Consider the following 21,923-nt stretch of genomic DNA (forward strand, 5'->3'; position numbering starts at 1 on the left):
ACTAACCCTGACTTGTTTTGGGGTCGAGTAATGCACGCACACTTGCACCCAAGATATCGAATGCTTTGACCGCAATTAATAGTGCAATTCCAGGTAATACGGAAAGCCACCAGTAACCTGCTGATAAGTAGCGCATTGATTCTGATAGTATGATACCCAGGGCTGGTGTCTCCGGTGAAAGACCTAGACCCAGAAAAGTCAGACCTGCCTCATGGAGAATAGCATGAGGAAACATTAAAATTAGCCCAACGATGAACTGGGGAAACAGGTGGGGTATCATGTGATGACGGGCAATCCAAAATGGCGATCGCCCCAATTTAGAAGATAGCTGCACGTAGTCGGAACTCTTAATTTGCAGAACTTCTGCTCGCAAAAGTCTTGCTAATTGCATCCAATGAGTAATGATGATCGAAATGAACAAACCCCCTACTCCACCACCAGCTGCAAATGCCACTAAGATAATCAGCACCAAATGAGGTAGGCTGAAAAACACATCAATTAACCAAGTGATAGCTATATCGACTTTACCACCCATAATTGCGGAAATTGTGCCTAACACCATTGCAAACACTGCACTACATATAGAAGTGAGTAATCCCACCCATAAACTCAGGCTCAATCCATGCAGGGTGCGGGTGAGCATATCCCGTCCCAACCAATCAGTACCGAAGGGATGGGCAAAGCTAGGTGGTTGACTTTGAGCTTGCAAGTTGATTTCTAGTCCATCTGTGCTGATAATTTGAGTAGCCAAAAGTAGAACGATCAACACGAATAAACAAAGGAGTGCGATCGCTAAAGTTTTACTACGGCGATTACCCAGAATCGACAGATGATGACGCTTTCTAGTCAAAGAAGCAGGAATCGCATTTTTTTGTTTCATGGTATGGGGTTTCCAAGACGAATGCGGGGATCAATGATTTGATAGGTTAAGTCGGCTATTGCATTACCTGTAAACACAAACACTGCACTGAAGAAAACAATACCCACCAGTAAAGGTACATCACCAGAGAGTACAGATTTGATTGTTGCATCGCCCAAACCAGGATAGCCAAACACCTTTTCAGCCAATACGGAACCACCAAACAATTCACCTAAACCCGCAAACTGTAATGTAATCGCAGGTAAGGCAATATTTCGCAAACCATGATGGAGAATCAACCCTATTTTAGTTTCCCCTTGAGCATAGGCGAACAGTGCGAAGTTGCTGTGAAGAATTTCGATTAGTTTTTCACGAGTAGCTAAGGCAATGGTGGCAACACCCATCAAACTCAGTGCTAGAGCAGGTAAGATTAAATGGTAGAGTCTATCCCAAAGGCTGACATCCCGCAACAATACCCCAGGTGGCGAAGCACAGCAAATTGGTGTAACTTGTAGGGTTACAGAAAATAAGGTCAGTAATAGTAAAGCGACCCAGAAGGTGGGAGCTGATGCCAAAGTGTAGGCATACAGGCGAATAGTTTGATCCAAAAATGAGCCTTCTTTTGCTCCGGCGAGGATACCAAGAGTTACACCGAATATTCCTGATAGCAACCAAGCAAGTGACATCAACCAAAGCGATGCACCAAAACGACTGGCAATCACTTGAGATACCGATGCTCGATAAACCATAGATTCGCCCCAATTCCCTTGCAAAAGTTGCCCTAACCAAAGAAAGAAGCGGGTAGTCATGGGCTTATCCAATCCCCAGCGTTGGGCAATTAATTCTCGTTGCTCGGGAGTGAGTGTCAATCTCAGGTTAGCATTGACATAGGCATCAATTGGGTCAATAGGAGATAAACTCATCAACACAAAAGTGAGAATTGCCACTGCCAATAGTAGTAGGAAAAGATAAAGCAGTTTTTTCACAAAGAATTGCAATAAAGAATTCATTTAATTACAAATTACGAATTACAAATTATCTTCCACTCAGTAATGTTACTCAACAACCGTCCTTGGTGACGTAAGGAAGGCATTTTTTTTCTACCAATATCCAGACATTCACTTACTAAATAAGTCTCATTCAGATTAACCAACCAAGCAGAAGCAGCATCTCCTTGAGTTCCAATTCCAGTTTGACCGTTCCAATGTACTTGTTTCCAGAACTTGCTAGCAGCGATTTCATTAGCAGCACCCAATCCTCGATCCAATAAGCGGTCAACTGTGGGATTGGTATAATTACTGTAGTTAGGGCGACCGTTGGGTATCCCATTGGGACTACGGTAGAGGGAAAACAAATCTTGAGAACGTGTTGTTAGAGTGTATAACCAAGCATCATGAGAGATGCGATGCTTCATCTGCTCCCAATATGAACCCTCTGGTTTCACTTTGATCCCGACTGATTTGAGCATTTGGGCGATCGCCATCGCTAATCCTTGTTCGTGCGGTAAACTTGCCATATAAAGCAGGGTAAATTCTGCTTCTGTTCCTTGTTTATCCACTGTGCCATTACCGTTGCTATCCCGCCACCCAGCTTCAGCCAAGATTTGTTTTGCTTTATTGACATCTGCATCAGCAATGGCTGGGGCTGGTTCTTGCCAAGGTGGCCCGCCAGGATAACCATAAACACTCTTACCATAGCCCCACAAAATTGCATCTACTAATGTCTGGCGGTTAATTGCATAGTTGATTGCTTGGCGAATTGCTCGGTCTGACGTGACGTTATTTCCAGTGGGATAACCTTGAGCATTTTTTTGTCCAGTATCGGGGGCAAAAGGTAAGATCGTGACAGTATGATCTAAAGTCGGGACTTGGTATAGTTGCATTCTGGGGACAGAATGCTTTGCCAAGGGATAGGGAATTTTGGCAATTTGAGCGCGACCTGATTTAGCCGCCGCAAAAGCAGCATCTCCTTGGGTGAACAAAAACACAACACGCTTGATGCTGGGTTTTTTCCCGTAGTAGTAAGGGTTAGCTTCCAAAACGATTTGTTCTCCCTCAACCCACTGTACTAACTTGTAGGGGCCAGAACCAATAGGATTGCGGTTGTATGTTTTGCTGTGGGCGTGTTTGGGGACAATCCCTAAGCTGGCGAGTTTGTCAACAAAGATGATATTTGGTTTTTTAAGATATAACTTAACCTCGTAATCGCCTGTAACTACGGCTTTGTCTAGAAATTTTTCTAAACCATTATCTGCTTCTTTATTGAATGTGTAAGCGACATCTTCTGCTGTTAAGGGTTTTCCATCACTGAAGCGGACATCGGGGCGGATTTTTACTGTCCAAATTTTGCCATCGCTACTCAATTTATATTCTTGAGCCAAGTCCATGACTAATCCTTGATTAATGTCACGCCTCAATAAGCGACTTTGCAATAATGGGTTGCCGTAACTATCCCAAGACCAACCATCGGTGGGGTCAAATCCCTGGCGGAAATTAACGTATTCATTCCATCCTAAATCGATAACAATTTTATCTTTAGGAACAGAACGAGCTACTGCTGCGTTGAAATTTGTAGTATTTTGGCTACAGGCAGTTAGACTTGTAAGTAAAATTCCCCAAGTAGCAAACGCTAGCTTTTTCATCCCCTGCCAATGAGACAGCATTGGCTTGGAAATGGCAGCTAAGAAATATCTTTGCATAATTTTTACAACTAGTACGATCCATCAAACTCTCAATCAAAATTTGTATGAAAAGCTACCAATAACCGTAAATGGTTCTTGGGGATTAATTGATGAAAAATCATTAGCATCATAATAATCAATATCAAAGAGATTTTTGAAGTTTAGGCGTGCCTCAAACTGACGGCGGCGATAGAATAATGCTGCATCTGTACGGACATATGAGGGTACGGTGACTGTGTTAGGCAGTCCACCTTGGCGCTCGCCTACATACACTATCCCCAAGCCTGCACCCAACCCTTGCAGATTGCCACTTTGAATTTCATAAGTTGTCCATAAACTCGCGCTATTGTAAGGGGCATTTGGTAAGCGATCGCCAACCGGAATGAGATTATCTTCTGTCACCTGTGCATCGGTATAAGCATAGGTAGCAATGATATTCCAGCCAGGTAAAATTTCCCCATTAATATCCAATTCAACCCCCCGACTGCGTTGTTCTCCTGTTTGGATTCTATCAAAAAAGTCATCTGAGTTAGGGTCTGTAGTAGCAACATTCTCGCGTGTAATTTGATATAGTGCTAGACCTGCTAATAACTTTTTATCGAATAACTCCTGCCGAATTCCCACCTCTAATTGCTCCGAAGTGACTGGCTCAAAAGGTTCCCCGCTGGAGTTTCTGCCAAAAACTTGTGGTGTAAATGAATTAGACCAACTAGCATAGAGCGTCGTTGTATCACTGGGTTGGTAAACAATCCCAAGTCTCGGTGAAAACTGACTATCACTTACTTCATTAAAGCTAGTGTTTGTTTCGCGGTCTTCGTAGAAGCCATCGACATTATCGAAGCGCACTCCTGCTACAATTTTCAAACTAGGCAGCACTTCAGCAATATCCTGAAGGTAAATACCAAGGGTATCATTACCGTATGCCTCGTTAAAGCTCAGTGAAAGTGCTTCTGTTGGTCTAGCACCGTAGATTGGATTAAAGATATCAATGGGAGCGATTGGCGCACCAGAGAATTTATAGGCATACTCTAAGCGGGAGTACTCCACCCCAAAGAGTAGATTATGCTTCACCGAACCAGTATTGAACTTTCCTAAAATTTCATTTCTCAGGGTCAGATTTTCCAGATCGTTAGTGCGTCTTTGGAACTCCCGATTCAATGTGCGACGATCTGCTTGTAGTCCACCACTCTCAATTACTCCCTCATCAAAAACATCTTGCCAAAGTGTATTAAATCCTAATCGATACTGCCAGTTATCGCTAAACTCATGTGAAAATCCGAGTACAAGGGAGTGAGCAGTGAATCTTTCACTGGCTAAATCTGGTTCACCCAGATAGGTTTTCGGGGAAATTTGTAAAAATTCTGGCTCGGCTGGAAATATTTGATCGTCAGAGTAATCGGCATCAACATATTCGTAATCAAAACTCAAAGTAGTACGTGGACCGATGTTCCAGGTCAAAGATGGCGCAATAAAAAAGTTTTTGTAGTTAAGGAAGTCACGAAAACTCCCCTGATCTTGATAAGCGACGTTGAGACGATACAGCAGCGATTGATTTTCTACCAATGGGCCTGTTAAATCGACTTCACCACGATAAAAGTCGAAACTCCCAACAGTAGCTTTGACTTCATAACTTGGTTCTTCAAGGGGTTTTTTCGTCAAAATATTCACAACACCTGACTGAAAACCACCACCGTACAAAGCTGCCGCCGGTCCTTTAAGTACCTCAACTCGATCAATATTGGCCAAATCGCGCGGAAAACCGCCCTGAGAGCGAAATCCATTGCGGAGATTTTCAAATTGATCGGAGAACCCACGAATGATAAAACCCGATGTCCCAAATCCATCTCCACCTGTTATCCGTTGGACACCACTGACATTATCAGTAAATTCATCCAAACGTACTACTCCTCTATTCTCCAGCACTTCCCGTGGTACTACCTGAATTGATTGCGGAGTGTCTTCAATGGGAACTTCAAATATTGTCCCCGTGACAACGAGTTCTATTGGTGGTTCTTCGCCTTGTTCTGTGGTGTTTGCAGGAGGTTTATCCGGCGTTTGTGGTTGTTGTGTGGAAGTTGTAACTGGTGTGGCAACAAAAATTAGACCTTTATCGCTCTCATATAGCTCAACCTTCGGTAAACCAGTTTCACCCGTCACCATGATTCGGATGGTATTTGCATCCTGATTTGTCACCACAACATCAGTAATTCCCGCAATTGGTTTTTCTTGACGAAATAATTCACCAGTATTTAGCTTCAGTTGAGCGTTAGGAATATCAACGATAAAATTATTTCCTTCACTCTTAGCTACTGCTTGCAATTGCTTAGGATTAGATGTTTCTAAAATTACTTCAAAACTATTCTCGCTGGTGTTTAAGTTTACCCCTGTTACTAATATGACTTGATTTTGCTGCTGTGCTAGCAAGTCTTTGGCGGTGGTGTGGGGACGTTGAATATCTCTTATCTGGGGAATTTGTGTGACCGGTACTTTTGCTTTTGTTTCGGCTTGAGAAACTATATTTTCTGAATTTAAATTAATCTGGACTAAATTTTCTTTTTCCTGTGCTTGTACAGACTCAGAACATAGCAAACAGATAATTCCTGCAATCCCTAAATAACTAAAATGTCTTAACTTCAAGATTTTCCTCCACTTCCGAGTCTGATAAATCGACACTTACAATTTCAGCCCATAACACAAAAGTTTTATGAGTTTTTGACTTTTAAATGCTGTAATATTTTTTATAAGAATGATTATCATGCTATTTTCCGTAGAAAAACATAAAGAAAAAATAAATATGTGTACCTCAGTTGTTTAGGAAACGCCATATCAAAAATTTTGAATTGGAGCAAAGCGACTTAACCGTAGTTTCTGCACAGGTATAATTCATCAAAATCATCTTCAAAACCTATAGGAAAAACTACCAATAACTGTAAATGGCTCTTGTGCGCTCAAGCTACCAAAATTATTAGTATCAAAATATTTCAAATCAAAAACATTTTTAAAATTCAGTCGTGCTTCAAGCTGCTCGCGACGATAAAACAGTGCTGCGTCCGTTCGCAAATACGATGGAACAGTGAATGTATTGGGTATTGCATCTGGGCGATCGCCTACATACACTAATCCTAAACCACCGCCAAATCCTTGCAAATTACCTTTTTGAATTTCATAGGTTGTCCACAAACTCGCACTATTGTATGGCACACCCCCCAGGCGATCGCCAACTGGAATGACATTATCCTTTGTCACCACAGCATCAGTATAGGCATAGGTAGCAATAATTTTCCATCCAGGTGATATTTCCCCAGAGATATCTAATTCTATCCCCCGACTGCGTTGTTCTCCTGTTTGAATTCTGTCAAAAAAGTCATCTGAGTTCGGGTCTGTAGTAGAGACGTTTTGGCGTGTAATTTGATATAGTGCTAGACCTGCTAATAACCTTCTATCAAAAAACTCCTGCCGAATTCCCACCTCTAATTGCTCCGAAGTGATTGGCTTGAAAGCTTCTCCAGAGGTGTTTCTACCAAAAATTTGTGGTGTAAATGAATTAGAAAAACTAGCATAGAGCGTTGTTGTATCACTGGGTTGGTAAACAATGCCAAGCCTCGGTGAAAATTGGCTATCACTTACCTCGTTGATAGTGGTGTTTGTTTGTAAGTCTTCGTAAAATCCTTTGGAGCTATCGAAGCGGACTCCTGCGGCAATTTTTAAATTAGGCAGCACTTCTATGAGATCCTGAACGTAAATACTAAAAACATCATTGCCGTAAGTTTCAAAGTAGTCTAGTGAGAGTTCCCCAGTTGGTCTAGCACCATAACGAGGATTGAAGATGTTAATGGGATCGATGGCTGTGCTGAAGGATTTACCAGGATAGTCCAAGTGCGAGTATTCTACCCCAAATAGTAAGTTGTGCCGTAATGACCCCGTGTTGAACTTACCAAAGAGTTCGTTACGAAACGTTAAATTATTCGTATCACTATCACCGACTACATATTGACGGTTTAGCGTTTCCCCATCTGCTTGCAATCCTCTTCTACTCGCTCGCTTTATACTAAGTTCCTGCCAGAGGCGGTTAAATGTCTGTTTGAATTGCCAATTATCGCTAAATCGATGCTCAAATTCGTAAGTTAGCGAGTTAGCACTGTAGGTTTCTAGATCGAGATCGGGTTCTCCTTGATAAAAGCTGCGACGGACGTTCAAAAACCTTGGATCTGCTCGGAATGTACCAGGATCTACTGATTCGTAGGTTAAGTTTTCGTAGTCAACGCTCAATGTAGTGCGATCGCCCAGTTTCCAAGTCAAGGCCGGCGCAATAAAAGTCCCCGCATATCTACCAAAATCACGAAAACTCCCTTGATTTTGATAGGAAGCGTTAAGTCGGTATAGTAGTGATCCTGACTCGGTTAGCGGCCCGGTAAAATCAACTTCACCTCGATAAAAAGCATAACTACCAACTGTGGCTTTTACTTCATATAATGGGTCTTCTAAGGGCTTTTTCGTGATTGTATTGACAGTACCAGATTGAAAACCACTGCCATACAAAATAGCAGCAGGCCCTTTCAAGACTTCAACACGGTCTATGTTTGCTAAATCCCTGGCAAAACCGCCCTGAGTGCGAAACCCGTTGCGGAGAGTTTCGTAGTCGTCAGCAAAACCACGAATGATAAAGCCTGATGAACCAGGTCCTGTTCCTCCAGTTAATCTTTGTATACCACTGACGTTATCAGTAAACTCATCTAAACGTACTACTCCCCTATCTTCCAGCACTTGGCGCGGAATTACCTGAATTGATTGCGGAGCGTCCTGAATCGGAACTTCAAATCTTGTCCCCGTGACAACGAGTTCTATTGGTGGTTCTTCAGCTTGTTCTGTGGTGTTTGCAGAGGGTGTATCCGGTGTTTGTGGTTGCTGTGCAGAAGTTGTAGCTGGTGTGGTAACAAAAATTAGACCTTTATCGCTCTCATATAGCTCAACTTTCGGTAAACCCATCTCACCCGTCACCATGACTCGGATAGTATTTGGATTTTGATTTGTCACCACAACATCAGTAATTCCCGCAATTGGTTTTTCTTGACGGAATAATTCACCAGTATTTAGCTTCAGTTGAGCGTTAGGAATATCAACGATAAAATTATTTCCTTCACTCTTAGCTACTGCTTGCAATTGCTTAGGATTAGATGTTTCTAAAATTACTTCAAAACTATTCTCGCTGGTGTTTAAGTTTACCCCTGTTACTAATATGACTTGATTTTGCTGCTGTGCTAGCAAGTCTTTGGCGGTGGTGTGGGGATGTTGAATATCACTTATTCGGGGAATCTGTGTGATAGGTACTTCTGCTTTTGTTCCCTCTTTAGAGACTGTATACTCTGGATTTAAATTAATCTTGACTAACTTTTCTTTTTCCTGTGCTTGTACAGACTCGGAACATAGCCAACAAACAACTCCTGCAATCCATAAATAACTAAAATGTCGTAGCTTCAAGATTTTCCTCCACTCCACACTCTGATAAATAGACACAGAAAATTTCAGCCCACAACACAAAAGTCTTATGAGTTTTTGACCCTCATAATGCTGTAGTAGCTGTAATATTTTTAATAATGATAATGATTATCATACTATTTTCCGTATAAGAAAAGAAAAAATAAATACATTTTTATAAATTTTTACAATTTTGAAATTAGAGCCTTACTTTCTTGGCATTATTTTATAGAACCCATTTGGGATCTATTTAATCGGCAGCCAATCTTTTAAGCATCAATCGGACACAACAAAGATTAATTTTAGCGATAGAATGTTCAAGAGTTCTTTCAAAGTTTTTTACTAAGCTTTTGCATCTCTCCATCCAAGAATTGGTTCTTTCTATGACCCATCTTGCTTTGACTGGAATAAAGCCTATTTTCCCTTGTTTTTCCTTTTGGGCTTTAGATGGTTTTGGTGAAAGCTTAAACCTAATTTTGGTCATTATTGGTGGGTAAATTTTTTTCAACTCTTCCTGCAATTTTTCCGGGTGATATCCGTTGTCAAGCAGGATTGTGATTTTAGGAATGTTGACGGGTTTAGATTTGAAATAATCAATATTATCTGACAACATTTCAATTAATCCCAAATCCAAATGATACGCCCCGCTTTGGTGCAGTGCGTAAAAAAAGGAAACCCCAAGCTATCTACAGCAAGCGTGTCTTTTAATTCCATTCGTAGATTTATAAAAACAAAACCCCTTGGATTCCACACTTGCATTACAAGTGTTTTTTACCGCTTCCCCATGCCCAATCCCCATGCCCAATTCCCAATTATTTGAGAAACCACTTAAAAGCTGATACCGTCTGAAGATTAATAAATCAACTTTTGGGAATTTCAGCTTGAATCGTTCTAACTACTGGCAACTTGTACCTTATATCCGTCCCCAATCGCAAACGATCGCTAAGGGTTTTGTGGGCATTATCGGATATGTTATCGCAACATTAGGATTAATTAAACTTGTAGAAGAATTAGCAACTCCCTTCGGACAAGGAAATGTTTTACAGATAGCAAAGCTTGCGGTTATCTTAGCGGCAGTTTTCTTAATTAGAGGCTTTTTTCAATCAGTACAAGATATTTATATGGCAAAAGCTGCTTTAAGAGTAGCTTTTAATCTCCGCAAGCAAGTTTACGCTCATCTACAAAAGTTGAATCTGAGCTATTTTGAAACCGCGAAAGCTGGGGATTTATCTTACCGACTCACCGAAGATGTTGACAGAGTTGGGGAAGTTGTCCATAAAATGTTTCACGATTTTATCCCTTCCTCGCTACAGTTGGTTGCCATTCCCATCTATATGATTTATCTTAGCTGGCAACTAACCTTAGCTACATTAATTATTGCTCCCTTGATGGGTGTGTTGATTGCTTGGTTTGGAAATAGGCTGCAAAAGTTATCTCGTCGCAGTCAAAATCATGTATCGGATTTATCGGCAATTTTAACCGAAGTATTTGGTGGAATCCGGATTATACAAGCGTTTGCGGCGGAGTCTTACGAAGTTGCTCGGTTTAGTAAGGAAGCGGAAGGCACTTTAAAAGCTAAGTACAATACCGAAAGATTAAAAGCGATTCAAATTCCAATTATTGGATTTTTACAGGCATTAAGTTTTATATTATTATTATTCTTCGCTGCTTGGCAGATTTCTATAGAAAATATTACAGTTGGAACGTTTTTTAGCTATCTTTCTGCAGCAGCTTTATTAATCGATCCCGTAAGTCATACTACTAATAACTATAATTTATTTAAAGAAGGTGAAGCTTCTGTTGATAGAGTTTTTGAATTATTAGCAATTAAACCAGCGGTAGTAGAAAAACCAGACGCGATGATTCTTCCGCGAGTTACTGGTAAAGTAGAATATCGCAACGTTAGCTTTGCGTATCAACCAGATAAACCCGTAATTCAAGATATCGATGTATTAGCAATGCCGGGAGAAGCAATTGCTCTCGTAGGTGCTTCCGGTGCTGGTAAAACTACATTTGTCAATCTTTTACCGCGTTTTTATGATACTCAAAAAGGTCAAATACTAATTGATGGAATAGATATAAAAGATGTTACATTAAATAGTTTAAGAAGACAAATCGGAATAGTACCTCAAGAAACCGTGATGTTTTCCGGTACAATCGCTGGAAATATCGCTTTTGGACAAACCGACTTCGATATGCAAGCCGTTGAATCAGCAGCGAAAATCGCCAACGCCCACGATTTTATCAGTCAAATGCCCGATGGTTATTATACCGTAGTCGGCGAACGCGGCGCGAGCTTATCTGGGGGACAAAGACAAAGAATTGCGATCGCACGTGCTGTATTACTAAATCCGAGAATTTTGATTTTAGATGAAGCCACATCTGCACTAGATTCGGAATCGGAAGCTTTAGTACAGGAAGCTTTGGAAAGATTGATGGTAAATCGCACCGTGTTTATAATTGCTCACCGTTTGAGTACGGTTAGGAAGTGCGATCGTATTTTAGTAATGGAACATGGGGAAATAGTAGAATCGGGAACTCATGATGAATTGTTGGCTTTTGAGCGTCGGTATGCCAGGTTTTATGCAAGGCAGTTTAGTTGAAATGAAATATAAATTTATCAATTGAATAATTCGGAATTATATATTTTAAACGCAAAGGGACGCTAAGGTAAACGCAAAGGGATGCAGAGTTTTTTTTATTTATCTTTTAAACAATTCTAAGGTAATAGGAAAAGATATTATTGTTTATTTACCTTCGATATCGCTAAAGAGGAAATTGTCCGATGGATTCGCTAAATTCTAATTACCCTGACATTATCGAAAAAGTACTACAAGATTACGCTGATTTTTTAGGTAATGATGAGAATGTAAAAATAGAATTGGTATTTGATAGGGAACGCGATAGATATCTTTTAGTAGAAGCTGGATGGCAAAATGGTTATCGTATTTATGGTACTTTATTACATATAGATATCATTGATAATAAGCTTTGGATTCAGCACGATGGTACAGAAGAAGGTATTGCTTTAGATTTGGTTGCTCAGGGAATTCCTAAAGAGAAAGTTGTTTTAGGTTTTAGAGATTTTGAGCAAAGAAAACTTTCGGAATTTGCAGCTTCATAATTAATTATTCTATCTTGGTATTCACCCAACCCCGAAATTCTTTGAATCTCAAGAAATCAAACTTTGAGAACTATCTCTAATCTTAATTTGTGGAATTTGCGATTTGGGAATACCTTTTAAATCAAGGGCATTTTTTCCAAATTCAAAACTATCTTGATAATTCCGAGCATTGAATAAACCCTCATAAAAACCAGTCGCAAAGTTAATTGCAGCGTTATCCCCAATAGCTTGATTCATCCCAATTACACAGTTAATATGTTGGTGAATTGCTTCTGCTTGTACTTCGCTATAACAAGCATTCATCACTACACATTCAACATCATTTTTAAATAACTTAAATAAACCTGCTAAAGACTCGCTACTGACAAATTGCTTTTGTTCATTTTCATTTTCTAATAGTAAACCATCATCCCCCGCACCATGCCCGCAAAAGTGAACAATATTTGGATTGTGGTGTATTTTTCCTTCTGCATCTGTCAACGTGTAGAGATTCCACCAGTCTTTATACTTTTCGCTGATGGATTGCAGATAAATTTCAAATTGCGGATGGTTAGCTGTTGTCACGCACTGATTTTGTACCTAAAACGGTAGTAAGTTTATATATTAGCTTAGAAGATGTTTGGGAAGTCTATAAATATATCCAAAACCTCTCTCCAAACCTCTCTCCAGATGCGGAGAGAGGCTTTAAAATCCCCATTCCCTCGTAGGGAAGGGGGGTAGGGGGGTTAGGTTTTCGAGATGCTGGAAGTAAAACATAATACTTTTCAAACATCCTCTTAGACGATAAATGCATCAGAAGTATCCTTGAATATTTCCTATCTATTACATTTTGTGGGGCATTACTGATTGTGTTTCGCTGTCTCTAACCATCGCTTACCCATTTCAATGGGAATACCCAAGTGATTTTTTACTTACGAGTCATACTCACCACTACATTAACTGTAAGCTCCGGTAACTCACCCAAAACTGGTAAAACATCCTCTCCCGAAAAAACAAGGGGTAGCTCATCACCAATCCATACCCAAATTTGTTGACGATTTATATCTATTAACCAAGCCAATTGGGTTCCATTGCTCAAACAGTGGAGAATTTTGTTCTGTAAATCTATAGTACTTTGCCCCGGAGAACGAATTTCAATTAACCAATCCGGCGCACCTTCAAAGGCTCCATCTTCATCAGAAATTCTTTGACAAGCAATTACAGAAATATCTGGTACGGTCGATAATGGAGGTACAATATAGCGTAATTCTTGTATCGCTTCAAACTGCTCGGTATTATTATTGATGTAATTTACAAGATTGCGTTGCAACCGGGAATGAAAAAGAGTTGGCATTGGTTTTTGCACCGCTTCCCCATTAATTAATTCCCATGCAGGAGAAGCCTCAATATTAGGTTGAGAAAGAAATTCACTTAAAGGTATTTTTGCAACTGACTTTACCATGAGCCGTTAATAATCGATAAAGGAGAATTTTATCATTTTGAAATTTATTCTCCCCCCTCTCCCCCCTCTCTCCAAGAACAAAAAAAGAATATACTACTAAATAAGGTAGTTCCATTCACCAAATTCTTATTGTACAAGAGGTCAAGATGGTACAGACACCTACTACTTCTGAAGCCGAAACCCTATTGCTTGAATTGCCTAAAACCCTTGGATTATATGTTACTCAAGAACAGTTTTTAGCCTTGAGTGTAGCAAACCGAGATTTGAAACTTGAAAGAAATGCACAAGGAGAATTAATTGTGAATCCACCAACTGGCTGGGAAACTGGAAGATTTAATTCGAGTATTTCTGGAGAGTTGTATTTATGGTGGCGCAATTCCGGCGAAACGGGGTTAGCTTTTGATTCTTCTACTGGCTTCATTTTACCTAACGGTGCTACTCGCTCTCCCGATGCTTCTTGGGTTTCTCAACAGCGATGGGATTCACTCACAACCGAACAAAAAGGAACTTTTGCTAATATCTGTCCCGATTTTGTAGTTGAGTTACGCTCTAGCTCCGATAGAATTGAGCCGTTGCAAACTAAGATGAAAGAATATATGGATAATGGCGCAAGATTAGGCTGGTTGCTCGATCCACAAAATCGCCGAGTAGAAATTTATCAACCAGAAATAGAAGTAAAAATATTGGAAAATCCTGTTGAGCTATTCGGTGAAAAGGTTTTACCTGGTTTTGTGCTGAATTTACGTAGGGTGTGGAATTGAAAATTAATACATAACCATCCTTTTAAGAAGTGATTATTATTTTCATTTAATATACAATCCCCACTCAATAATTACTGAGTGAGGATAAAATTATATTCCAAAAGAAATAGTTTACTTCAATACTCTATATACATGGATAGATAATTATCCTCAACTGTTCTCCCAAAGAACAATATTATGATAAACTCCTTATTACGTTCGCCTCCAAAATCGAACGCAAAGACGAAACCCCTGAACTTGATACGGGGAACATCTACCTTTCTTGATAAAACATCACTTGAATTACGATCGTTAATGTAATTCTGTGGAAAACCAAAATTTAGCGGTATTTAAACAGATTTTTGATCTATCTAAACTTCTGCAATATTAACCTTTAACAATTTCTATTACTGATACAAATGATACCAAATAAAAGTGACATCAGGTAACAATATTTTCTTTACATAAGTTTTATCTATGTAAATCAAGATTATAATAAGAAAAACTTTAGTAAAATTAAAATATTTATCCTAAGACAATATAGGCTATCAAGCATAGATATTAAGCGATAGGGACAAATTGCATACAGCAGTCTAACAATAATTCTTTCCCCTCCGATTAATAATGGTAATCTTCTAATGGTACAGGAGTCGTTGAAGGCGGTGCAAAATTATCCGGGGGACAAAGACTTTGAATCGCGATCGCTTGTGCTATATTACTCAATCCAAGAATTTTGATTTTAGATGAAGCGAGATTTGCATTCGATTCGGAATCGTAAGCTTTAGTTTAATCGTACCCCCCCCCACACTACATCCCCAAATAGACATCTCCGGAAAACATTTCTATGGTTTTAAATTACACACAAACCTAACCCCCCTACCCCCCTTCCCTATGAGGGAATGGGGGTTTTAAGCCTCATGAGGGAATGGGGGAGAGGTTTGGATGCAGTTCTTTTTCTTTTCCGGAGATGTCTAATAAACTCTTGCGAGCCATAGATATGACAGGTTTTTTTTTGGGTTTTTATTTCGTGGTGGTTGTTCGTTGATTTGATTGAACCTTTTTAAACTAAAAGTATTTTTTATTTAAGTACAACTATCAAAATAGTTAGTATTACCGAACCTATTTTTATTCTTTGAGTGCTAAAAAATCAGAATATACCCGCTGATTGAAACTTGATTAGTATAAATGTGATGAAAATAAGTGTTAATCGGAAATCTTTAAAAAGTAATTTTTTGAATTTAGGGACTTTATTAATTGCTGGCAGTGGAGTCAATTTTGTAATTGTTCAACCATCTTTAGCTAATACGCTCTCTCAATTTCCTGATGCAGAAATCATTACTGAGGAGAATGCCAAAGCAAACAAAGATATTTATCTAGATTGGCAGCTTATCCAAGAAGGTACAATAAATAATTTTACGGTTTTTGAAGGTGAAGATAGTATTCCTAGCGAATCTATTTCAGAAGAAATTATTTTAGTTGTAAAACTGAATGCAAAGCGCGTCTATGTATACAAAGGCGATCGCGCAATTACAAGTTATCCAATAGCCGTTGGAAAACCAGGTTACGAAACTCCGCAGGGCAGCTTTAATATATTTTCTAGAGAAATAGATCCAACTTTCAAAAATTTTAAAACAGGAGCAATTATTCCACCGGGCAAAAATAATCCTTTAGGTAATAGATGGATTGGTGTTTGGAGTGATGGTAAAACTCAAATTGGATTTCATGGAACTAATCGTCCGCAATCAATTGGGAAAGCGGTTTCGCACGGCTGTATTCGGATGCACAACAAAGATGTTATTGCACTCTACGAACAAGTCAAAATTGGAACTCTGGTTCGAGTAGAGCCTTAAAAATTACTGATTTTTTAGTAAAAGGAATATAATTTAAAAGCAATTTTTCAAATAAAATGATGTAGTTGTGGTTTGTAAAATAACCATTACCACATCATTTAAAATATTTAGTTTTTTAGTTTTTAGTTTTTAGTTTAGAGTTGTATTTTTAATCCTATGAGCGCAAACCAACCGATTGCTTTAATTTATAGCGGAGAAGGTGGAGATTACTTTGGTACAGAATATGATAAGCTGCCAGAAAATGTCCATCCCAGTATTATTGAAATTGCAGCATTGCTCGCGAATCAAGGTATGGTTTATGTCGGAAAACTAATTTGCTCGCAATTTCATCAGATAGAAATTTATGCATATGTTAGCCCCGAAAAGCATTTTGCAATTTCTGTAATAGCACAAGAATCCAATTTCCAAGGAATTGATTGTGTCTCTAGATTTGCCGATAACAGCTATCTTACAACCACCACGGTAAAAGTTATTCAAAACGCTTATGAAGAGCAAGGTTTATTTCGCGTTTCCCTCCCCGGTTTAAACGTAAATGAACTGATATCGCAGCATTTAGATTACGTCAAAGACTTTGAAAAACGTTGCGGTGAAGTGCTAGCGATGTTTGACGATTTATTAGCGATCGCTCACATGGTGGATGAATACACAATCCGCCAGCAATCCAATCCAGGGCACGGCTTGTTGCAGTTTACCAGCGGGCTTGCTTCGGTTGGGATGTCTCAAGTAATGGAAAATGATGTTGATGGAGAAGATGAAAATATACCTTTGTCGGAACAACTTGGTGATGCTGCAATGTACGGTAAATTAGCCAAAGTCGAGCAACTAGTTGCACTCTGTGCAGACGTTAACGCAATTACCGAATGTGGCAAAACTCCGCTAATGTTAGCTGCAATGTACGGACATAAAAATGTTATGGAAGCGTTATTAAATGCCGGAGCAGATCCAAACCTTGGAGGTGAAGAAGAATTTGAAGAAGGTACAACAGCCTTAATGTGCATTGCTAGCAGCCTTTTTGCTTCTAACCGCGCTGAAATAATTAAGTTTCTAGTTAACCGGGGAGCCGATGTGAATGCACGTAATGATAGCGGTGAAACAGCATTGATTATAGGTTGCGATAATGCCGATTCAGTCAAAGCATTGATTGAAGCGGGAGCCGATGTCAATCAGGGAGACAACGAAGGGAATACGCCGATAATGTTAGCCGATTGGGCAGTACAGCAATTGCTGCGTGAAGCTGGGGGATGAAGAGATGGGGAGAGGGGGATGGAGGGATGGGGGAGATGGGGGAGATTTAATTATTAACTCCTAACTCCTAATTCCTAAGTGCTAACTATTTAATAACCCTAAGAAGCAATGTCAGCAAATTTTTTCCACCATCAAAACCTTCTAATTCTGCTGCTAAGTGGGCTAATTCTTCAGCTTGCTCTAAAACAATATTAACTATAGCTTTCCGCAAATCTAATGCTGCTTTGATTTCAACAGATTGCCAAGGTAAAGAGGTTAAACTAACGGTTTCTTTCCACAATTCAAAAGACTTACGCGGACATAAACGTAAATTTCCTTCTTCTTCGTAAACTTCAAATGCTCGATCGGGATTACCTCCCCAATTAACAGTTTGAATTACTTCGGGACGAAACCATAATACATAATTCCTTTTACCAATTGGAATCGCTAATAATCCACTTCCAATATTTTTAAATTTTTCCGCTTCTGGATAAATTTTCGGTAGAGAATCTGTATAGAAAACTTCCTCATCAACGTTTTTTTGCAACCAGTTAACTAAATCGTTTAAATCTTCTTCTTGGGGAGTTTCACCCACCTTAGTGTAATTACCACCAAAACAAATTGCTGCACCTTGAGCGCTAGTTAAATCCAACAAATTTGACTGATGCTCGATCAAACCAACAATAAAATTACCCACTTGAGATATACTTTCAATCAAACTAGATTGAATAGATTTCAACTTGATTCGATAGTCGCGATCTTCAGTTTTTTCTCTTGACGAAATTTCGCTAAATATCATTCTTCCCAAGAATTCACAGGCTTTCCGCAATTCAAAGGAAACGAATTTCGGTGTTGGATGGTGACAAGCAATTAAGCCCCAAAGTTTACCTTCTTTAATCAAAGAAATAGTTAAAGAAGCACCCACACCCATATTATGTAAATATTCTACGTGACAGGAATAAGGACTTCTCAAAGTAGAATGACTTAAGTCAATGGGACGATCTGTAAGTGGATTTAAAACCGGAAATATATCTACAGGTTCCTCTTGACTATCTTGGATCAATCTAATCAAATTAGAAAGAAACATTTTTCTCGCAGGTTTAGGAATATCCGACTCTGGGAAATTCAAACCCAAATAAGGCTCCATACTTGCGACTTTATCTTCAGCAACTACGCAGCCATGCCCATCACGATCAAATTTATAAAGCATCACCCTGTCAAACTCGGTGACTTTTCGTACTGTTTCGGCAATAATTTGACAGTAATCTTCAAGGCTGGCAGATTCTTGTAACTGATTTATAGAAGCTTTAGCTAAATGATAAAAGCTCAAAAAAGGAATATTATCTTCAGAAATTGCTGGTTCTAATTCTAATATTAAAATTCCTTCCGAATTGCGATGAAATACCGCGTCAAATACAGTATATTCTTCTCTTGTTTTCTTTACCCAAACTTTTGTCGGATTAGTAAAATCGAGAGCATCTTCTGCTAAACGAGATTTGATTCTCCCGATTTGATACGGATCTAATAAATCTTCTAAATTTGTTTGTAAGAGTTGTTCTAAAGAAACATCAAGAATCGAAGCAGCATTGCGACTAACTTGTAAAATATCTAGTGATGGTTCTTGAAGAACAAGTAATACACCATGACTCTGGATTTGACTACCTAAATGAATTATTGGTTCTTTCAGGCTAGTTAAATCTAAAGAACTATTACTTGAATTTTTCAAAATATGCAACTCCAATAGTTTTCGTCTTTGTTAAATATGTTTAAATAATTTTTATCTTATGTTATATAGCAGTTAGATACTATTGTTAAAATATTATCTGCAAAGCATCCTAAATAATTAAACCTAATTTGTATTCTATTTAACAGAATTTGCACAAAGAACGTTATATTTATTTCTATAAATGTTTGCTAGATTAAATCTCGTTTTCAATATAGCAAATTACTAGATACATTCCCGAAAAGAAATATTAATAAATATGTACTTACTCTGTAGTATTTGGTAACTGATAACTGATAACTGGTAACTGGTAACTGACTAAATCCAAGAGGTAAACAACATCCGCAACTTATAAGCTTCAGCCGAAAGAGGTAAGCCCAAATATATGGGCATCCAAAAACCAAAAGCGATAATAATTAGAAAAGTAATCGTAAGTCCGAAAGCCCGAAGTTCGATATGATAACTACGCAAGCATTTATCTATCAGCCAAGCTAAAGCCATAAATGCGAACACAACAGCAGTCATATAATGATATATGAAAACGCAACGATTAACTTTTACCCAAGGTAATAAATTAGCTGCATAATTTATGATTAAATATAAAGCAATTCCACTATCAATAGAAAATGATGAATTAACATATAAACGCTTTTCTTTAATCGAAGGAATGATTATTTGTCTAAACAAAACAGCGACAATTAAAAACATTAAAGCAGCAAAACCAAACCACCATAACAACGGATTGCCCATCGCATGAACATCATATATAACTTTACCCGTATTTGAAGGTAAAGGTGGCCCGATAATTGATACGGTTTCGTTTGTACTTGATGCTGTTTGGTAAAAATAAGCAATCGGACGAGTTAATAACGGCCATTTATACCAAGCTGCACAATAAGGATGAATATCGGAAGTATTACCACCAAGACGACCGTGAAAAGATAAAATTTGGGTATGTACTTCTATAAAATTAAATTTAGGATTTTGTAGAAGATGCGGTATCCAAATTAAACTGTATGTTATCAGCGGGATTATTCCTAAGTAAAACGCAGCAGTAAAAATCTTTAGCTGACCTAATTTTTGTAGCGGTAATAGTAAAGATTTAGCTGTCGTTTGTTGAGGTGCAGTTAATGTCGCGGTAGATTGTCTTAATTCCTCTGTAGAAACATAATATTGATCTGTTTCTAAAATACTTTTTGTATTATTCCTCCTATTTTTAGCCATAAAATGTTGCTTCAACCAGGCAAGCATCCAGTTTAAATATACGCCGATTAAAAAGAATAAGCCATTCCACTTTGTGGCGATCGCCGCACCAAAACTAATTCCAGAAAGTATTAAATAAAATTTACGCTGTTTTTTAGTATTTGCTAAAGCGATTAATAATAACCACTGTCCTAACAATCCAAAAATAACTATATACTGATTAATTAAAGCATAGCGAGACTCAACCAAAAATATCCCGTCGCAAGCCGTAAATAAACCTGCCAAAAAAGCAAAACTACGGCGATAACTTAACTGATAAGCAATCCCAGCCACAATCAGCGGAATAAAAGCCCCAAACAGCGCATTTATCCAGCGATAACTCCAAGGCGATCGAGCTACACCTGTAAGAACATTTACCGTATCTTGCCAAAAAGGAAAATAAGAACTCAGCCACATTCCAATGGCAATAATATATTTTCCTAATGGTGGATGCCCGTCAAAAAATGGAGTTTGACTCAGATAGTTTTGAGCAAACTTAGCGTAGTAAACCTCATCAAAAACTAAAGTGTTAAATCGTCCCAATCCCCAAAACCTTAAGGCAAGCGACAGCACAAATATAGCTATCATGCCAATTTTAAACCAAGAAAAAGACTGTTTTTGAGTCATCAGTGAATTAATCTAACCGAAACCACTACATCTCTACATCATTGAAGCGCATTTTTGATTTATTTTCTTGCGAATCCAATTTGAATAATAAAAGATTTACGCCATTGTAATACTGATTTGTGATTCCTAAAGGTTTCATACCTAGTCGCTGAGTGACTTTAACTGAAGCGTGATTTTCCGGTTTCACCACTGCATAAATTACTGGCAACTGTAAAATATTGAATCCGTAATTAATTATTTCTCTTCCTGCTTCCGTTGCATAGCCTTTACCCCAAGAAGCTTTTCTCAAATGCCAGCCAACTTCATAATCATTTGTAGGTTGACGATTTATATCGGGTAATTGCTTGAGCAGAATCGTTCCTACAATTGTTGTTGATTGCTTTTCTACAATTGCCCAAGCTCCGGTTGTGGTATTGTCGCTTTGCTTATAGCGTTCGATTGCTGCTTCTAAGCTTTGCCGCTGGGTTTCAATACTCGCTTCAGTTTTACCAGTACCGATATAACGCATTACTTCAGCATCACCGTAGATTTCAAAAGCTTGTTTCGCATCGATTTCGGGAATCCATCTGCGGATAATCAAGCGTTCTGTTTCGAGTAGCGTTATCATTTATAAGTTATTTGTATGTAGGGTGCGTTATGGCTTCAGCCGTGAGCGCACCGGAATTTTTAATAGTAACTGTTAAGTTGGGTGAAACGGAGCCTATTCAATTAGCTTCATAAACCACCTTGGAATAAATTCCCAGGCTTACAAACAAAGTCTGATAAATCAGACTGGGAAAAGTTTTTAGTGCGTTTTAACGTACTTTGTATATTAGCCGCATCAATTTATTTCAAGGGGGTGCTTAATGCAAAAGTTAAATATCCTACCAATTTTAGAGGACTTTAGTCCTTACTACGAACCTTTTATATTTTTCTTAAATACGAAATGTTGGGTTACG

The 21,923-nt window shown here is 38.7% G+C and carries 15 protein-coding genes and 2 pseudogenes; 6 read left to right on the top strand and 11 right to left on the bottom strand.

From position 1 onward, the window contains the following. Position 1 precedes the first annotated feature (1 nt). The 6 genes from ACM03V_RS27135 to ACM03V_RS27160 all read right to left on the bottom strand — a co-directional run bounded on the left by ACM03V_RS27135 (position 2) and on the right by ACM03V_RS27160 (position 9,627). Positions 2-880 (bottom strand): ABC transporter permease, encoded by an 879-nt coding sequence (locus tag ACM03V_RS27135; RefSeq protein ID WP_414623919.1) that lies wholly within the window; start codon positions 878-880, stop codon positions 2-4. Next, positions 877-1,869, bottom strand: a complete 993-nt coding sequence (locus ACM03V_RS27140) for an ABC transporter permease (protein ID WP_414623920.1) — start codon at positions 1,867-1,869, stop codon at positions 877-879. Before ACM03V_RS27140 ends, ACM03V_RS27135 begins: the two co-directional genes overlap by 4 nt. A gap of 11 nt (positions 1,870-1,880) precedes the next feature. After that, positions 1,881-3,557, bottom strand: a complete 1,677-nt coding sequence (locus tag ACM03V_RS27145; RefSeq protein WP_414623921.1) for an ABC transporter substrate-binding protein — start codon at positions 3,555-3,557, stop codon at positions 1,881-1,883. A 36-nt stretch (positions 3,558-3,593) separates the two neighbouring features. Next, entirely contained in the window at positions 3,594-6,176 is a 2,583-nt protein-coding gene (locus tag ACM03V_RS27150) for a TonB-dependent siderophore receptor (protein ID WP_414623922.1), read from the bottom strand. A gap of 261 nt (positions 6,177-6,437) precedes the next feature. Further along, on the bottom strand, positions 6,438-9,053 hold the full coding sequence (locus ACM03V_RS27155) for a TonB-dependent siderophore receptor (RefSeq protein WP_414623923.1): 2,616 nt from the start codon (positions 9,051-9,053) through the stop codon (positions 6,438-6,440). Positions 9,054-9,264: 211 nt separating this feature from the next. Continuing rightward, the gene (locus tag ACM03V_RS27160) at positions 9,265-9,627 is read right to left on the bottom strand and encodes an IS5/IS1182 family transposase (protein ID WP_414623924.1); all 363 of its coding nucleotides are present in this window, start codon (positions 9,625-9,627) and stop codon (positions 9,265-9,267) included. A gap of 268 nt (positions 9,628-9,895) precedes the next feature. Here ACM03V_RS27160 and ACM03V_RS27165 point away from each other — a divergent pair, with 268 nt between their 5' ends. Both ACM03V_RS27165 and ACM03V_RS27170 read left to right on the top strand, forming a co-directional pair. Further along, on the top strand, positions 9,896-11,617 hold the full coding sequence (locus tag ACM03V_RS27165; protein ID WP_414623925.1) for an ABC transporter ATP-binding protein: 1,722 nt from the start codon (positions 9,896-9,898) through the stop codon (positions 11,615-11,617). A gap of 182 nt (positions 11,618-11,799) precedes the next feature. After that, the gene (locus tag ACM03V_RS27170) at positions 11,800-12,138 is read left to right on the top strand and encodes a XisI protein (protein WP_414623926.1); all 339 of its coding nucleotides are present in this window, start codon (positions 11,800-11,802) and stop codon (positions 12,136-12,138) included. A 48-nt stretch (positions 12,139-12,186) separates the two neighbouring features. On the opposite strand, the gene ACM03V_RS27175 is transcribed toward ACM03V_RS27170, so the two are convergent. Continuing rightward, positions 12,187-12,702, bottom strand: a complete 516-nt coding sequence (locus ACM03V_RS27175) for a CHAT domain-containing protein (RefSeq protein ID WP_414623927.1) — start codon at positions 12,700-12,702, stop codon at positions 12,187-12,189. A 343-nt stretch (positions 12,703-13,045) separates the two neighbouring features. After that, a complete protein-coding gene (locus ACM03V_RS27180; RefSeq protein WP_414623928.1) occupies positions 13,046-13,579 on the bottom strand; it encodes a Uma2 family endonuclease in 534 nt (177 codons plus the stop codon). Between the two features lie 146 nt (positions 13,580-13,725). Here ACM03V_RS27180 and ACM03V_RS27185 point away from each other — a divergent pair, with 146 nt between their 5' ends. From ACM03V_RS27185 to ACM03V_RS27200, 4 genes and pseudogenes are all read left to right on the top strand, one after another. Next, a complete protein-coding gene (locus ACM03V_RS27185) occupies positions 13,726-14,340 on the top strand; it encodes a Uma2 family endonuclease (protein WP_414623929.1) in 615 nt (204 codons plus the stop codon). Between the two features lie 622 nt (positions 14,341-14,962). Continuing rightward, positions 14,963-15,094: pseudogene (locus ACM03V_RS27190) on the top strand (ATP-binding cassette domain-containing protein); the annotation flags it as partial. A gap of 415 nt (positions 15,095-15,509) precedes the next feature. Further along, positions 15,510-16,169: a L,D-transpeptidase gene (locus tag ACM03V_RS27195; protein WP_414623930.1), complete on the top strand. Its 660-nt coding sequence runs from the start codon at positions 15,510-15,512 to the stop codon at positions 16,167-16,169. Between the two features lie 156 nt (positions 16,170-16,325). Continuing rightward, positions 16,326-17,414 carry an ankyrin repeat domain-containing protein gene (locus ACM03V_RS27200; RefSeq protein ID WP_414623931.1) on the top strand — a complete coding sequence of 363 codons (1,089 nt, stop codon included), beginning with the start codon at positions 16,326-16,328 and terminating at the stop codon, positions 17,412-17,414. Positions 17,415-17,553: 139 nt separating this feature from the next. On the opposite strand, the pseudogene ACM03V_RS27205 reads toward ACM03V_RS27200, so the two are convergent. The 3 genes and pseudogenes from ACM03V_RS27205 to ACM03V_RS27215 all read right to left on the bottom strand — a co-directional run. Further along, positions 17,554-19,119: pseudogene (locus ACM03V_RS27205) on the bottom strand (GAF domain-containing protein); the annotation flags it as partial. Positions 19,120-19,434: 315 nt separating this feature from the next. Then, a complete protein-coding gene (locus ACM03V_RS27210) occupies positions 19,435-20,985 on the bottom strand; it encodes a dolichyl-phosphate-mannose--protein mannosyltransferase (RefSeq protein WP_414623932.1) in 1,551 nt (516 codons plus the stop codon). A 25-nt stretch (positions 20,986-21,010) separates the two neighbouring features. Then, positions 21,011-21,592, bottom strand: coding sequence for a GNAT family N-acetyltransferase (locus ACM03V_RS27215; RefSeq protein WP_414623933.1), 582 nt, complete (start codon positions 21,590-21,592; stop codon positions 21,011-21,013). Positions 21,593-21,923: the final 331 nt, after the last annotated feature.

The organism is Calothrix sp. CCY 0018 (genome assembly GCF_963920925.1).
Lineage (GTDB): Bacteria > Cyanobacteriota > Cyanobacteriia > Cyanobacteriales > Nostocaceae > Rivularia.